Source organism: Streptomyces gilvosporeus (assembly GCF_002082195.1).
Lineage (GTDB): Bacteria > Actinomycetota > Actinomycetes > Streptomycetales > Streptomycetaceae > Streptomyces > Streptomyces gilvosporeus.
Genome location: NZ_CP020569.1, coordinates 2,644,876 through 2,660,530 on the forward strand (window position 1 = coordinate 2,644,876; position 15,655 = coordinate 2,660,530).

14 protein-coding genes are annotated in these 15,655 nt (G+C 69.9%); 4 read left to right on the forward strand and 10 right to left on the reverse strand.

Annotation, left to right across the window (positions count from 1 at the left end):
• Positions 1 to 16 precede the first annotated feature (16 nt).
• The 4 genes from tal to pgl are packed head-to-tail and all read left to right on the forward strand — an operon-like array spanning position 17 to position 4,474.
• A complete protein-coding gene (gene tal, locus B1H19_RS11630) occupies positions 17 to 1,135 on the forward strand; it encodes a transaldolase (RefSeq protein WP_083104547.1) in 1,119 nt (372 codons plus the stop codon).
• A complete protein-coding gene (zwf, locus tag B1H19_RS11635; protein WP_083104548.1) occupies positions 1,135 to 2,658 on the forward strand; it encodes a glucose-6-phosphate dehydrogenase in 1,524 nt (507 codons plus the stop codon). The genes tal and zwf overlap by 1 nt, the downstream gene beginning before the upstream one ends.
• Positions 2,655 to 3,695: a glucose-6-phosphate dehydrogenase assembly protein OpcA gene (opcA, locus tag B1H19_RS11640; protein WP_083104549.1), complete on the forward strand. Its 1,041-nt coding sequence runs from the start codon at positions 2,655 to 2,657 to the stop codon at positions 3,693 to 3,695. The genes zwf and opcA overlap by 4 nt, the downstream gene beginning before the upstream one ends.
• The gene (gene pgl, locus B1H19_RS11645; RefSeq protein WP_083104550.1) at positions 3,692 to 4,474 is read left to right on the forward strand and encodes a 6-phosphogluconolactonase; all 783 of its coding nucleotides are present in this window, start codon (positions 3,692 to 3,694) and stop codon (positions 4,472 to 4,474) included. The genes opcA and pgl overlap by 4 nt, the downstream gene beginning before the upstream one ends.
• 64 nt (positions 4,475 to 4,538) lie before the next feature.
• Here the strand turns inward: pgl and pgi are convergent, their stop codons facing one another.
• The 10 genes from pgi to uvrC all read right to left on the reverse strand — a co-directional run bounded on the left by pgi (position 4,539) and on the right by uvrC (position 15,607).
• A complete protein-coding gene (gene pgi / locus B1H19_RS11650) occupies positions 4,539 to 6,191 on the reverse strand; it encodes a glucose-6-phosphate isomerase (RefSeq protein ID WP_083109555.1) in 1,653 nt (550 codons plus the stop codon).
• 185 nt (positions 6,192 to 6,376) lie between these two features.
• The gene (locus B1H19_RS11655; protein ID WP_016578660.1) at positions 6,377 to 6,712 is read right to left on the reverse strand and encodes an RNA polymerase-binding protein RbpA; all 336 of its coding nucleotides are present in this window, start codon (positions 6,710 to 6,712) and stop codon (positions 6,377 to 6,379) included.
• A 157-nt stretch (positions 6,713 to 6,869) separates the two neighbouring features.
• Positions 6,870 to 7,106, reverse strand: a complete 237-nt coding sequence (secG, locus tag B1H19_RS11660) for a preprotein translocase subunit SecG (RefSeq protein WP_107425946.1) — start codon at positions 7,104 to 7,106, stop codon at positions 6,870 to 6,872.
• Positions 7,107 to 7,218: 112 nt separating this feature from the next.
• Positions 7,219 to 7,995, reverse strand: coding sequence for a triose-phosphate isomerase (gene tpiA / locus B1H19_RS11665; RefSeq protein WP_083104552.1), 777 nt, complete (start codon positions 7,993 to 7,995; stop codon positions 7,219 to 7,221).
• 6 nt (positions 7,996 to 8,001) lie between these two features.
• On the reverse strand, positions 8,002 to 9,213 hold the full coding sequence (locus B1H19_RS11670) for a phosphoglycerate kinase (RefSeq protein WP_083104553.1): 1,212 nt from the start codon (positions 9,211 to 9,213) through the stop codon (positions 8,002 to 8,004).
• Between the two features lie 109 nt (positions 9,214 to 9,322).
• A complete protein-coding gene (gene gap, locus B1H19_RS11675; protein ID WP_083104554.1) occupies positions 9,323 to 10,327 on the reverse strand; it encodes a type I glyceraldehyde-3-phosphate dehydrogenase in 1,005 nt (334 codons plus the stop codon).
• 246 nt (positions 10,328 to 10,573) lie between these two features.
• On the reverse strand, positions 10,574 to 11,563 hold the full coding sequence (gene whiA, locus B1H19_RS11680) for a DNA-binding protein WhiA (RefSeq protein ID WP_018091880.1): 990 nt from the start codon (positions 11,561 to 11,563) through the stop codon (positions 10,574 to 10,576).
• Positions 11,554 to 12,618: a gluconeogenesis factor YvcK family protein gene (locus tag B1H19_RS11685; protein WP_083104555.1), complete on the reverse strand. Its 1,065-nt coding sequence runs from the start codon at positions 12,616 to 12,618 to the stop codon at positions 11,554 to 11,556. The genes whiA and B1H19_RS11685 overlap by 10 nt, the downstream gene beginning before the upstream one ends.
• Entirely contained in the window at positions 12,615 to 13,559 is a 945-nt protein-coding gene (rapZ, locus tag B1H19_RS11690; protein WP_083104556.1) for an RNase adapter RapZ, read from the reverse strand. Before rapZ ends, B1H19_RS11685 begins: the two co-directional genes overlap by 4 nt.
• Positions 13,556 to 15,607: an excinuclease ABC subunit UvrC gene (uvrC, locus tag B1H19_RS11695; protein ID WP_083104557.1), complete on the reverse strand. Its 2,052-nt coding sequence runs from the start codon at positions 15,605 to 15,607 to the stop codon at positions 13,556 to 13,558. Before uvrC ends, rapZ begins: the two co-directional genes overlap by 4 nt.
• Between the last annotated feature and the right edge of the window lie 48 nt (positions 15,608 to 15,655).

A 15,655-nucleotide genomic window follows, 5' to 3' on the forward strand; every position in this document is an offset into this window, starting at 1 on the left:
AGGAGATGCTTAACCCATGACAGACGCACTCAAGCGCCTCTCCGATGAAGGCGTCGCGATCTGGCTGGACGACCTGTCGCGCCAGCGCATCACGTCCGGCAATCTCGCCGAGCTGATCGACCAGCAGCACGTCGTCGGTGTCACCACCAACCCGTCGATCTTCCAGAAGGCGATCTCGGACGGCCACGGCTACGACCAGCAGGTCGCCGACCTCGCGGCCCGCAAGGTCACCGTCGAGGAAGCCATCCGCATGATCACCACGGCGGACGTCCGCGACGCCGCCGACATCCTGCGGCCGGTCTTCGACGCCACCGGCGGCCAGGACGGCCGGGTCTCCATCGAGGTCGACCCGCGCCTGGCCCACAACACCGCGGCGACCATCGCCGAGGCCAAGCAGCTGGCCTGGCTGGTGGACCGCCCCAACACCCTGATCAAGATCCCGGCCACCAAGGCGGGTCTGCCGGCCATCACCGAGGTGATCGGCCTGGGCATCAGCGTCAACGTCACGCTGATCTTCTCGCTGGAGCGCTACCGCGAGGTGATGGACGCCTACCTCGCGGGCCTGGAGAAGGCCAAGGCCGCGGGCCTGGACGTGTCCCTGATCCGTTCGGTCGCCTCGTTCTTCGTCTCCCGTGTGGACACCGAGATCGACAAGCGCCTGGAGGTCATCGGCACGGACGAGGCCAAGGCCCTCAAGGGCAAGGCCGCGCTGGCCAACGCCCGCCTGGCGTACCAGGCGTTCGAGGAGGTCTTCTCCTCGGACCGCTGGGCCGCGCTGGACAAGGCCGGCGCCAACAAGCAGCGTCCGCTGTGGGCCTCGACCGGCGTCAAGGACCCGGCCTACAAGGACACGCTGTACGTCGACGAGCTGGTCGCCCCGGGCACGGTCAACACCATGCCGGAGGCCACGCTGGAGGCCACCGCGGCGCGCGGTGAGATCACCGGCGACACGGTGCGCGGCACCTACCAGGCGGCCCGCGCCGAGCTCGACGCGGTGGCCGGGCTGGGGATCTCCTACGACGAGGTCGTCCAGCTCCTGGAAGACGAGGGCGTCGACAAGTTCGAGACGGCCTGGAACGACCTCCTCAAGTCCACGGAGGCGGAACTCAAGCGCCTCGCTCCCTCGGAGGGCTGATGTCCAGCAGCAATCCGCTGCGTGACGCACTGGACCGGCGGCTCCCGCGTATCGCGGGGCCGTCGGGCCTGGTCATCTTCGGCGTCACGGGCGATTTGTCCCGTAAAAAGCTGATGCCTGCGGTCTACGACCTGGCCAACCGCGGTCTGCTGCCGCCGGGCTTCTCGCTCATCGGCTTCGCCCGCCGCGAGTGGGAGAACGAGGACTTCGCGCAGGAGGTCTACGAGGCGGTCAAGCAGCACTCGCGGACACCGTTCCGCGAGGAGGTCTGGCAACAGCTGGTCCAGGGCTGCCGCTTCGTGCAGGGCAACTTCGACGACGACGAGGCCTTCGAGACGCTCAAGGCGACGATAGAAGAGCTGGACAAGGCCCAGGGGACCGGCGGCAACTTCGCGTTCTACCTCTCCGTACCGCCGAAGTTCTTCCCCAAGGTCGTCCAGCAGCTCAAGAAGCACGGACTGGCGGATCAGAAGGAGGACTCCTGGCGCCGCGCGGTCATCGAGAAGCCCTTCGGGCACAACCTCGAAAGCGCCCAGGAGCTCAACCGCATCGTCCACGAGGTCTTCCCGCCCCACGAGGTCTTCCGGATCGACCACTACCTGGGCAAGGAGACGGTCCAGAACATCCTGGCGCTGCGCTTCGCCAACACGATGTTCGAACCGCTGTGGAACCGTTCGTTCGTCGACCATGTCCAGATCACCATGGCCGAGGACATCGGCATCGGCGGCCGGGCCGGCTACTACGACGGCATCGGCGCCGCCCGTGACGTCATCCAGAACCACCTTCTCCAGCTGCTCGCGCTGACCGCCATGGAGGAGCCCTCCTCCTTCGACGCGGACGCGCTGGTCGCCGAGAAGACCAAGGTGCTCGGCGCCGTACGGCTGCCCAAGGACCTCGGCCGGGAGACCGTCCGCGCGCAGTACACCGAGGGCTGGCAGGGCGGCGAGCAGGCCGTCGGCTATCTCCAGGAAGACGGCATCGACCCCAAGTCGAAGACCGACACCTACGCCGCCATCAAGCTCCAGGTCGACAACCGCCGCTGGGCGGGCGTCCCGTTCTACCTGCGCACCGGCAAGCGGCTGGGCCGCCGGGTCACCGAGATCGCGGTGGTCTTCCAGCGCGCCCCGCACTCCCCCTTCGACCACACGGCGACGGAGGAGCTGGGCCAGAACGCGCTGGTCATCCGCGTCCAGCCGGACGAGGGCGTCACGGTCCGCTTCGGCTCCAAGGTGCCCGGCACCTCGATGGAGGTCCGGGACGTGTCGATGGACTTCGCCTACGGCGAGTCCTTCACCGAGTCCAGCCCCGAGGCGTACGAGCGGCTGATCCTGGACGTCCTGCTGGGCGACGCCAACCTCTTCCCGCGGCTGGAGGAGGTCGAGCAGTCCTGGCGGATCCTCGACCCCATCGAGGAGTACTGGGACAGGAACGGCAGGCCCGCGCAGTACCCGGCGGGCACCTGGGGCCCGGCCGAGGCGGACGAAATGCTCGCACGAGACGGACGGAGCTGGCGTCGGCCATGAAAATAGATCTGACGGAAACCACGGCCAGCAAAATCAACAAGGCGCTGGTGGAGGGCCGTCGCGCGGTGGGCACCCCGGCCATCGGCATGGTGCTCACCCTCGTCATCGTCACCGACGAGGAGAACGCCTACGACGCCCTCAAGGCGGCCAACGAGGCATCCCGCGAGCACCCCTCGCGCACCCTCGTCGTCATCAAGCGGGTCAGCCGCTCGCCGCGCGACCGCGCCAAGGCCCGCCTCGACGCCGAGGTCCGGGTCGGCACGGACGCGGGCACCGGCGAGACGGTGGTGCTGCGGCTGTACGGCGAGGCCATCGACCACGCCCAGTCCGTGGTGCTGCCGCTGCTGCTGCCGGACGCCCCGGTGGTGGTCTGGTGGGCGGTCAACGCCCCGCTGGACCCGGCCAAGGACCCGCTGGGCGCGCTGGCGCAGCGCAGGGTCACCGACGCCTACGCCGCCGAGCAGCCCGTCCAGGAACTGTCCGGACGCGCCGCGACCTACACCCCCGGCGACACCGACCTGTCCTGGACCCGCATCACCCCCTGGCGCTCGATGCTCGCGGCGGCGCTGGACCAGGCGCCGTGCACGGTCTCCTCGGCCGAGGTCGAGGGCGAGGAGTTCAACCCCAGCTGCGAGCTGCTGGCCATGTGGCTCGCCAGCCGGCTGAACGTCCCGGTCACCCGCAAGGTGTCGGCCGGCCCCGGGCTGACCGCCGTACGGATGGAGTCCAGCGGCGGCACGATCGTGCTGGACCGCCCCGACGGTTCGCTGGCCACGCTCTCCATGCGCGGCCAGCCCGACCGGGCGGTGGCGCTCAAGCGGCGGGAGACCTCCGAGCTGCTCGCCGAGGAGCTGCGCCGTCTCGACCCGGACGACATCTACGCCGCCGCGCTCGAGTACGGCGTGGACAAGCTCGCCGAGGACGGCGCACGGCCCGCCGCACCGGAGCCGTCCGCGGCCCCGGACGCAGCCCCGGACGAGGCCCCGGCCAAGCCCGCGGCGAAGAAGGCGCCGGGCAAGAAGGCGGCCGCCAAGTGAGCGCTCCGCAGGTCGTGGTCCATCGCGACAAGGAGCTGATGGCCAAGGCCGCCGCGGCCCGGCTGATCACCAAGATCGTCGATGCCCAGGCCGCCCGCGGCTCCGCCTCGGTCGTCCTCACCGGCGGCCGCAACGGCAACGGCCTGCTCGCCGCCCTCGCCGCCTCGCCCGCGCGCGATGCGGTGGACTGGCACCGGCTGGACCTGTGGTGGGGCGATGAGCGCTTCCTGCCGGCGGGCGACCCGGAGCGCAACGAGACGCAGGCCCGAGCGGCGCTGCTGGACAGCGTGCCGCTGGCCCCGGCGCGGGTGCACCCGATGGAGCCGGCCGGCGGCCGGTTCGGCAACGACGCGGACGCGGCGGCCGAGGAATACGCCCTCGAACTGGCCGCCGCGGCCGGTCCCGAGGACCACGCCGCGGTGCCGTCCTTCGACGTCCTGCTGCTGGGCGTCGGCCCGGACACCCATGTCGCCTCGCTCTTCCCGGAGCTGCCCGGCGTCTACGAGCAGGAGCGCACGGTCGTCGGCGTGCACGGCGCGCCCAAACCGCCGCCCACCCGCGTCTCGCTGACCCTGCCGGCGATCCGCGCGGCCCGGGAGGTGTGGCTGCTGGCGGCCGGCGAGGACAAGGCCAATGCCGCCGCCATCGCCCTCTCCGGCGCGGGCGAGGTCCAGGCCCCGGCCGCGGGCGCCCGCGGCCGCAGCCGCACCCTGTGGCTCCTGGACGAGGCCGCCGCGGCGCAGCTGCCGCGGGACCTGTATCCGCCGGCTTCGGCCTGAGCACACCGCCTCACACGACGAGGGCTCCCGTACCTTCCCGGTACGGGAGCCCTCGGTCGTTCACTCAACGCCCGCGCAGCGCCCGGTACTTGGCGACCAGCCCGGCAGTCGACGCGTCCAGTCCCGGCACCTCGGCCCCTTCCGTCAGCGCCGGTTCGACCCGCTTGGCGAGGACCTTGCCCAGTTCGACGCCCCACTGGTCGAAGGAGTCGATGTTCCACACCGCGCCCTGGACGAACACCTTGTGCTCGTAGAGCGCGATCAACTGGCCCAGCACGGACGGGCTGAGCTCGGTGGCCAGGATCGTGGTGGTGGGGTGGTTGCCGCGGAAGGTCTTGTGCGGGACCAGGTCCTCGGCCACGCCCTCGGCCCGTACCTCCTCGGGCGTCTTGCCGAAGGCCAGCGCCTGGGTCTGGGCGAAGAGATTGGCCATCAGCAGATCGTGCTGGGCCACCAGGCCCGGCTGGAGATCGGCGACCGGCTCGGCGAAGCCGAGGAAGTCGGCCGGGATCATCTTGGTGCCCTGGTGCAGCAGCTGGTAGTAGGCGTGCTGGCCGTTCGTCCCGGGCGTACCCCAGACGACCGGACCGGTCTCCCAGCCGACCGGATTGCCGTCGCGGTCCACGGACTTGCCGTTCGACTCCATGTCCAGCTGCTGCAAGTACGCGGTGAACCGGGAGAGGTAGTGGCTGTAGGGCAGCACCGCATGCGACTGCGCGTCCCAGAAGTTGCCGTACCAGATCCCCAGCAGGCCCAGCAGTAGCGGGGCGTTCTCCTGCGGCGGGGCCGTGCGGAAGTGCTCGTCGACGAGATGGAAACCGGCCAGCATCTCGCGGAAGTGCTCCGGGCCGATCGCGATCATCAGCGAGAGGCCGATGGCGGAGTCGTAGGAGTATCGGCCGCCGACCCAGTCCCAGAACTCGAACATGTTGGTCGTGTCGATGCCGAACTCCGCCACCTTCTCGGCGTTGGTCGACAGCGCCACGAAGTGCTTGGCAACAGCCTCTTCTCCGGCCCTCAGGCCGGTCAGCAGCCAGTCGCGCGCCGAGGTCGCATTGGTGATCGTCTCGATGGTGGTGAAGGTCTTGGACGCGATGATGAACAGCGTCTCGGCCGGGTCCAGATCCCGTACGGCCTCGTGCAGATCGGCGCCGTCCACATTGGACACGAAGCGGAACTGCATGTCCCGGTGGGTGTAGGCGCGCAGCGCCTCGTACGCCATCGCCGGGCCCAGGTCCGAGCCGCCGATGCCGATGTTGACGACGGTCTTGATGCGCTTGCCCGTGTGGCCCTTCCAGTCGCCGGAGCGGACCCGCTCGGCGAAGGTCGCCATCTTCGTGAGCACGGCGTGCACGGCCGGGACCACGTTCTCCCGGTCGACCTCGACGACCGCGGAGCCGGGCGCGCGCAGCGCGGTGTGCAGGACGGCGCGGCCCTCGGTGACGTTGATCTTCTCGCCGCGGAACATCGCGTCGCGCAGCGCGGCGACGCCCGTCGCCTCGGCCAGTTCGCCCAGCAGCCGCAGCGTCTCATCGGTGACCAGGTGCTTGGAGTAGTCCAGGAACAGATCCCCGACCTGGAGGGTGTAGCGCCCGGCGCGGCCCGGATCGCGGTCGAACAGCTCGCGCAGATGCACCTCCCCCAGCTGCTCGCGGTGCTTGTTCAACGCGGTCCACTCAGGCATCTGGTCGAGCCTGCTGCGGCTTTCTGCGTTCATCTCGGACATCAGCCTTCTTCGTCTCGATACCGGCACCCCGCCGGAACCCAACCTAATTGATCAGGGCGGGGTACAACGCATCTGTCCTGTGGGGGACGGCGGGCTGACCGGCCCGCAAACGCACGGCGGCCCGGCCGGAGGGGGCGTCCCTCCGGCCGGGCCGGTGCTACGGCTGCCGGTGCGTGTCAGATCTCGCCGCGGAGCTTGGCCAGCGCCTCCGCGAGGATCGCCTCACCGTCGGCGTCGCTGCGGCGCTCCCGGACGTAGGCGAGGTGGGTCTTGTACGGCTCGGTGCGCGGCGGGTCCGGCGGGCTGTCCCGGTCCTTGCCGGCCGGAAAACCACAGCGCGGGCAGTCCCAGGTGTCCGGGACCTGTGCGTCGCCGGCGAAGCTGGGCTGCGTCTCGTGCCCGTTGGAGCACCAGAAGGAGATGCGGATGCGCGGCGCGGACTCGCCGCGCTCGGCCTCCCCCATCGGCCCCGCCCCGACCCGACTTCCTCGGATCGCGTTGCCACTTGCCACGGTCGTAACTCCCTGCGTGATGGTGCTGCAAAGCATGAACAGCAGCTGCGCTGCGGGCGCTCCAGTCTATGAAAGGCCCAACGCGCGTCCAGTGACAGGAGTTACACCCCGCCCAAGGACGCCGCCCCCAATGATAGGCCGCGCCTCCGACGGGATGTCAGTTGCCGAGCTTCATCAGGACGCCGAGGACCACGATGCACGCGAACCACAGCAGACCGACCACAATGGTGATGCGGTCCAGGTTGCGCTCGGCGACCGAGGAGCCGCCCACCGAGGACTGCATACCGCCGCCGAACATGTCGGACAGGCCGCCGCCCTTTCCCTTGTGCATGAGCACCAGCATCATCAGCAGCACGCTGAAGAGGATGAGGGCGATCGAGAACCCGATGACCACGGCTGGACCAACTCTCTGGGACTGGTTGAAAATGGTGCGGGGCCGGACGGCGCAGTGGACACCGGACCCGGCCCCGACAGGGTACGACGGGCCGGGCCCGTCGTCATAGCTGCTACTGGTCGCGGAAGCGGACGATCTTGACGAATTCGTCCGCGTCCAGCGCCGCGCCGCCGATCAGCGCGCCGTCGACGTCCGGCTGCGCCATGATCGCCGCGACATTGCCGGACTTGACCGAGCCGCCGTACTGGATGCGGACCTTGTCGGCCAGCTCCTGGCTGTAGAGCTCGGCGAGGCGGCCGCGGATCGCACCGCAGACCTCCTGCGCGTCCTCGGGGGTGGCGACCTCGCCGGTGCCGATGGCCCAGACCGGCTCGTAGGCGATCACGAGGGTTTCGGCCTGCTCGGCCGGGATGTCCTTGAGGCCGCCGTCGACCTGGGCGAGGGTGTGCGCGACCTGGTTGCCCGCCTTGCGGACGTCCAGGCCCTCGCCGACGCACAGGATCGGGGTCAGGCCGTGCTTGAAGGCGGCCTTGACCTTGGCGTTGCAGATCTCTTCGTCCTCGCCGTGGTACTGGCGGCGCTCGCTGTGGCCGATGGCCACATACGTGCACTTCAGCTTGGCGAGCATGGCACCGGAGATCTCGCCGGTGTAGGCCCCGGAGTCGTGCGCCGAAACGTCCTGGGCGCCATACTTGATCTTGAGCTTGTCGCCGTCGACCAGGGTCTGCACGGAGCGCAGATCGGTGAAGGGCGGCAGGACGGCGACCTCTACGGCGTCGAAGTCCTTGTCGTTGAGGGCGAAGGCGAGCTTCTGGACATGGGCGATGGCCTCGAGGTGGTTGAGGTTCATCTTCCAGTTGCCCGCCATCAGCGGAGTGCGGTCCGTCACGGTTGTTCAGTCCTCCAGTGCGGCGAGGCCGGGGAGCGTCTTGCCCTCGAGGTATTCGAGGCTGGCGCCGCCGCCGGTCGAGATGTGGCCGAAAGCATTCTCGTCGAAGCCCAGCAGCCGGACCGCGGCGGCACTGTCACCGCCGCCGACGACGGTGAAGGCCGGCGAGTCCAGCAGTCCCTGCGCGACGGCCTTGGTGCCGTCCGCGAAATCCGGGTGCTCGAAAACACCCATCGGGCCGTTCCAGAAGACCGTGCCCGCGTCGGCGAGCTTCGCGGCGTACAGCTCGCGGGTCTTCGGGCCGATGTCCAGGCCCTCCTGGTCGGCCGGGATGGCGTCCGAGGCGACGACGGTGGGGTGGGCCGGCGTCTTCCCCTTCAGGTCCGGGAATTCGGGCGAAACAAGGACGTCCACGGGCAGAACGAACTCCACGCCGCGCTTCTCGGCGCGCGCCAGGTACTCCAGGCACACCGGGACCTGGTCCTCCTGGAGCAGCGAGATGCCCACCTCGTGGCCCTTGGCCTTGAGGAAGGTGTACGCCATGCCGCCGCCGACGAGGATGCGGTCGGCCTTCTCCAGCAGCTGGTCGATGACGGCGAGCTTGTCGGAGACCTTGGCGCCACCGAGCACGACGGCGTAGGGGCGCTTGACGTCCTCGGTGAGCTTCTTCAGCACGCCGACCTCGGTGGCGATCAGATCGCCGGCGGCGTGCGGAAGGCGCTTGGGCAGGTCGTAGACCGAGGCGTGCTTGCGGTGCACGGCGCCGAAGCCGTCACCGACGTACAGGTCCGCCAGGGCGGCGAGCTGGTCGGCGAACGCGCCGCGCTCGGCGTCGTCCTTGCTGGTCTCGCCCGCGTTGAAGCGGAGGTTCTCCAGCACGGCCACCTGGCCGTCGGCCAGGGACGCGGCCACGGCCTGCGCGGACTCGCCGACCGTGTCGGTGGCGAACGCCACCTCGCGGCCCAGCAGTTCGCCCAGCCGCCCGGCCGCGGGGGCCAGCGAGAACGCCGGGTCCGGGGCGCCCTTGGGACGGCCCAGGTGCGAGGCGACGATCACCTTGGCGCCGGCCTCGGCGAGCTTGGCGACGGTCGGGGCGACGGCGCGGATACGGCCGTCATCGGTGATGGTGGTGCCCTCCAGCGGCACATTCAGGTCGGCGCGGACAAAGACCCGCTTGCCTGCGACGCCTTCGCTGATGAGGTCGTCGATCGTCTTCATGCGCAATGGCTCCGTTGCATAGGTCGGTCACGGGACGGGGCCCGTACGGCGCATCATCGCGCCCTACGAGCCCCGTCCTCACATCTGGGTGCCTCGGATCAACCAAATATCAGAGCTGGCCGCCGACGAAAGTGGTCAGGTCCACCAGACGGTTGGAGTAGCCCCACTCGTTGTCGTACCAGCCGACGACCTTGACCTGCTTGCCCTGCGCCATCGTCAGGGAGGAGTCGAAGGTGCAGGAGGCCGGGAAGTTCACGATGTCCGAGGAGACGATCGGGTCCTCGGTGTACTCGAGAATGCCCTTGAGCTGGCCCTCGGCGGCCTTCTGGAAGGCGGCGTTGATCTCGTCCTTGCTGACCTCACGGTCGAGCTCCAGGACCAGGTCGGTGACCGAGCCGGTGGGGACCGGCACGCGCATGGCGATGCCGTCGAGCTTGCCCTTGAGCTGCGGCAGGACCAGGGCGGTGGCCTTGGCGGCGCCCGTCGAGGTCGGGATGATGTTCTCCGCGGCGGCGCGGGCGCGGCGCAGGTCCTTGTGCGGGAAGTCCAGGATGCGCTGGTCGTTGGTGTACGCGTGGACCGTGGTCATCAGGCCCTTGACGATGCCGAAGCTCTCGTCCAGAACCTTCGCCATCGGCGCCACACAGTTGGTGGTGCAGGAGGCGTTGGAGATGACGTGGTGGTTGGCCGCGTCGTACTTGTCCTGGTTGACGCCCATCACGATCGTGATGTCCTCGTCCTTGGCGGGCGCGGAGATCAGGACCTTCTTGGCGCCGGCCTGGAGGTGCTTCTCGGCGTCGGCCTTCTTCGTGAAGATGCCGGTCGACTCGATGACGATGTCGGCGCCGAGCTCGCCCCAGGGGAGCTGCGCCGGGTCGCGCTCGGCCATCGTCTTGAAGGTCTGGCTGCCGACCGTGATGGTGTCGTCGGTGTGGCTGACGTCCTGCTTGAGACGGCCCAGGATGGTGTCGTACTTGAGCAGGTGGACCAGGGTGGCGTTGTCGGTCAGGTCGTTGACACCGACGATCTCGATGTCCGCACCCTGCTCCAGGAGCGCGCGGAAGTAGTTACGACCAATGCGGCCGAATCCGTTGATGCCTACGCGGATCGTCACGAACCGATCTCCTCGTTGGTACGCCGGCGCAGTTACCGGCGAGCTGTATGGGATGTCCCCGACCGCCTCCGACCCTACCCCCTAAAGGAGACGTACGTGACATTGACAAAAGCGCTTCCAGCCCCTCAAACGAGCGCCGCGGTCTGCTCCTTCCGCGACTGATCACACCGCCCCCGACCGGGGGCGATGCGGATGTGACGGGATGATGCGAGGGGAACACGAGGTGCGTTCACGACACGCGGGCGGTCAGCCGACCATGCCCTCGGCGAGCTCCTCGGTGAGGTTGGACTCCGTGCCCGGAATACCCAGGTCCTGCGCGCGCTTGTCGGCCATCGCCAGCAGACGGCGGATCCGGCCGGCGACCGCGTCCTTGGTCAGCGGCGGATCGGCCAGGGCGCCCAGCTCCTCCAGGGACGCCTGCTTGTGCTCCATGCGCAGCCGGCCGGCCGCGGCGAGGTGCTCGGGGACCTCCTCGCCCAGGATCTCCAGGGCCCGCTGCACCCGGGCGCCGGCGGCGACCGCGGCGCGCGCCGAGCGGCGCAGGTTGGCGTCGTCGAAGTTGGCCAGGCGGTTGGCGGTGGCCCGCACCTCCCGGCGCATCCGCCGCTCCTCCCACGCCAGCACCGACTCGTGGGCGCCCAGCCGCGTCAGCAGCGCGCCGATCGCATCACCGTCACGGACGACCACGCGGTCCACCCCGCGCACCTCGCGGGCCTTGGCGCCGATGCCCAGCCGGCGCGCCGCGCCGACCAGCGCGAGGGCCGCCTCGGGGCCGGGGCAGGTGACCTCCAGCGAGGACGAACGGCCGGGCTCGGTCAGCGAGCCATGGGCCAGGAACGCGCCGCGCCAGGCCGCCTCGGCGTCGCAGGTCGCGCCGGAGACGACCTGCGGTGGCAGCCCGCGGATCGGTCGGCCGCGGCCGTCGACCAGGCCCGTCTGCCGCGCCAGCTGGTCGCCGCCGGCCACCACCCGTACGACATAGCGGCTGCCGCGGCGCAGCCCGCCCGGGGCCATCACCACGAGGTCGGAGCTGTGCCCGAAGATCTCCAGGATGTCCTTGCGCAGCCGGCGGGCGGCGATGCCCGTATCGAGCTCCGCCTCGATCACAATGCGGCCGCTGACCAGGTGCAGACCACCCGCAAACCGCAGGATCGACGAGACCTCCGACTTCCGGCAGCAGGTCCGGGTGACGGGGAGCCGGGAGATTTCATCCTTCACCGCAGCCGTCATCGCCATGGGCCGATCCTTCCATGCATCCGAAAAATACGGTCGTACGCGGCTGCCAGCAGCTCCGGGTCGTGCCGGTCGGGGGCCGGCCCGGCACCTGGCCGGGCATCGTCTCCTCGGGCGGCGACCGCAGCCAGCTCGACCTCGCTGCCCACCAGTTGCTTGGCGGCAACCGTCAGACCTTCGATGTCGGGCACGGCGGCCTTGTCGGCCAGCACCACGTCGAAGGCGAGTTTAGGGGCGTGTCGGGCCAAAACCTCCAAATGACGCTGCGGTGAGAAGCCATCGGTTTCGCCGGGCTGGGGCGCAAGGTTGAGCGAAAGGACCTTCCGGGCCTTGGTCTCCTCCAGCGCTTCGCGCAGCTCGGGCACCAGCAGATGCGGAATGACGGACGAGAACCACGAGCCGGGGCCCAGCACCACCCAGTCGGCGTCGCGCACCGCGGCGACCGCCTCCGGCACCGCCGGCGGGTCCTCGGGCACCACATGGACCGACAGCACCTCGCCCGGGGTGAGCGCGACCGTCGCCTGACCGCGCACCGTGGAGACCGCGTCCGGGCGGTCCGCATCATGGCCCCTGACCTGTGCCTGGAGCTCCAACGGCACCGCGGACATGGGCAGCACCCGGCCGTGCGCGCCGAGCAGCCTGCCGACCAGGTCGAGCGCCTGGACATGGTCGCCCAGCTGCTCCCACAGGGCGACGATCAGCAGATTGCCCACCGCATGATCGTGCAGCTCGCCCTCCGACTCGAAGCGGTGCTGGATCACCCGGGCCCAGGTCTGGCCCCAGTCGTCGTCGCCGCACAGCGCGGCCAGCGCCTTGCGCAGATCGCCCGGCGGCAGCACGCCCAGCTCGTCACGGAGCCGGCCGCTGGAGCCGCCGTCGTCGGCGACCGTGACCACGGCCGTCAGATCGCCGGTGATCCGGCGCAGCGCCGCCAACGAGGCGGACAGCCCCATGCCTCCGCCGAGCGCCACCACCTTGGGGGTGGCGCCCTTCTTCGTCGTACGGCCTCCGGGGACGAACCTGCGGACCCGGCGCAGCCGCGGTGTACGGCCGGTCATTCGCGCCCCATGTCCCGGTGGACGACAACGGTTTCGACGCCTTCGGTCACCAGCCGGCGGGCGAGCTTCTCCGACATGGCCACGCTGCGGTGCTTACCGCCCGTACAGCCGACCGCGATGGTCACATAGCGCTTGCCCTCGCGGCGGTAGCCCTCGGCGACGATGCGCAGCAGCTCGGCGTAGCCGTCCAGGAACTCCTTGGAACCGGGCTGGCTGAAGACGTAGTGCGAGACCTCGTCGTTCAGGCCCGTGAAGGGGCGCAGCTCCGGGACCCAGTGCGGATTCGGGATGAAACGGCAGTCGATGACCATATCGGCATCCACCGGCAGGCCGTACTTGAAGCCGAAGGACATGACCGTGGCACGCAGCTCGGGCACTTCCTCGCCGGCGAACTGGGCGTCCAGCTTGGCGCGCAGCTCGTGCACGTTGAGGCTGGAGGTGTCGATCACCAGGTCGGCGTCGCCGCGCAGCTCGCGCAGCAGATCCCGCTCGGCGGCGATGCCGTCGACGATCCGGCCGTCGCCCTGGAGCGGATGCGGACGGCGCACCGACTCGAAACGGCGCACCAGGGCGTCGTCCGAGGACTCCAGAAAAACGATCCGGCGCTTGACGTTCTGCGCGTCGAGGGTGGCCAGGGACTCCTTCAGATTGGCGAAGAAGCGGCGCCCGCGGACATCGACCACCACGGCGATCTTGGCGACATTGCCCTGGGAGCGGGCACCCAGCTCGACCATCGGCGGGATCAGCTCGGGCGGGATGTTGTCGACGACGAACCAGCCGAGGTCCTCCAGGCACTTGGCGGCCGTACTGCGGCCGGCCCCGGACATACCGGAGATGATCACCAGCTCCGGGATCGCGGCGCCCTCGCCCTGGTCGGTCGTGCCCGTACTCACCTGTGCCCCGTCTCTGTCGGTTCCCTGTGCTGCATGCTCTGTGCTCATCGGTCCTGCCCCCGTTCTGCTGACAACGCGGCCGAGGGGACCCCGTCATCCTCAATGATCTCTCCTGTGGCGGTGTTCACCGCCGGGGCGGACGGCGCCGCCCCGGCCAGCGCCGCCGCGACGGACTCGGCCGTCTTGCGGCCGATGCCCGACACCTCGCAGATCTCCTCGATGGTGGCGGCCCGCAGCCTCTTCAGCGAACCGAAATGCTTCAGCAGCGCCTGGCGGCGGCTCTCCCCCAGGCCCGCGACGGCATCCAGCGGCGAGGACTTCAGCCGCTTGGTGCGCTTGCTGCGCTGGTAGGAGATCGCGAAGCGGTGGGCCTCGTCACGCACGCGCTGGAGGAGATACAGCCCCTCGCTCGTCCGCGGCAGGACCACCGGATCGTCCTCCTCGGGCAGCCAGACCTCCTCCAGGCGCTTGGCCAGCCCGCAGACGGCGACATCGTCGATGCCCAGCTCGTCCAGCGCCCGGCGGGCCGCGGCCACCTGGGGCGCACCGCCGTCGACGACCACCAGCTGCGGCGGATAGGCGAAGCGCTTCGGCCGGCCGTCGTCGTCCGTGGGCCGCCCGGCCATGGCGTCCGGCACCCCGTCGTCCTCCACGGGGGCCTCGCCGGCCGGCTCCTCCGTCCACTCCCCCGACCTCTGCTTCTCCTGGAGGTAGCGCTTGAAGCGGCGGCCGATGACCTCGTGCATGGAGCGGACATCGTCCTGGCCCTCGAAGGTCTTGATCTGGAAGCGGCGGTATTCGCTCTTCCGGGCGAGACCGTCCTCGAAGACCACCATCGAGGCGACGACGTCCTCGCCCTGGAGGTGGGAGATGTCGAAGCACTCGATACGCAGCGGCACCGTCTCCAGGCCCAGGGCGCGGGCGATCTCCTCCAGGGCGCGGGAGCGGGTCGTCAGATCCGAGGCGCGCTTGGTCTTGTGCAGGGCCAGCGCCTGCTGGGCGTTGCGCTCCACCGTGGCCATCAGGTCCTTTTTGTCGCCGCGCTGCGGAATGCGCAGCGAGACCTGCGAGCCGCGGCGCTCGGCGAGCCACTGCTGGACCGGCTCGACGGGCTCCGGCAGCGCCGGGACCAGGACCTCCTTGGGGACGGCGTCGCCCCGCTCCTCGCCGTAGAGCTGCTGGAGGGCGTGCTCGACCAGACCGGCGGTGGAGACGGCCTCCACCTTGTCCGTGACCCAGCCGCGCTGGCCGCGCACCCGGCCGCCGCGGACGTGGAAGATCTGCACGGCGGCTTCGAGTTCGTCCTCGGCCACGGCGATCAGGTCCGCGTCGGTGGCATCGGCGAGCACCACCGCGCTCTTCTCCATCGCCCGGCGGAGCGCGCCTATGTCATCGCGCAGCCGGGCCGCGCGCTCGTACTCCATCTCCTCGGCCGCGTCCTGCATCTGCCGCTCCAGGCGACGGATGTAGGCACCCGTACGGCCTGCCATGAAGTCGCAGAATTCCTCGGCCAGTTCGTGATGGTCCTCGGCCGAAATGCGGCCCACGCAGGGCGCCGAGCACTTGCCGATGTAACCGAGCAGACAGGGGCGGCCGATCTGGGCGGACCGCTTGAAGACGCCCGCGGAGCACGTGCGTACGGGGAAGACCCGCAGCATCAGGTCGACGGTCTCGCGGATCGCCCAGGCGTGCCCGTACGGACCGAAGTAGCGCACGCCCTTCTTCTTGGCGCCGCGCATCACCTGGACCCGCGGGAACTCCTCGTTGAGCGTCACCGCCAGATACGGATAGCTCTTGTCGTCCCGGTACTTGACGTTGAATCGCGGATCGAACTCCTTGATCCAGCTGTACTCCAGCTGGAGCGCCTCGACCTCCGTGGAGACCACCGTCCACTCCACGGAGGCGGCGGTGGTGACCATCGTGCGGGTGCGCGGATGGAGCCCCGCCAGGTCCTGGAAGTAGTTCGCCAGGCGCTGGCGCAGGCTCTTGGCCTTGCCGACGTAGATGACCCGGCCGTGCTCGTCGCGGAATCTGTAGACCCCCGGCGAGTCGGGGATCTGTCCCGGCTTGGGTCGGTAGCTGCTGGGGTCTGCCATGCCCACCACCCTACTGACCGCCACCGACAATCACGGCGGGCCGAGCGA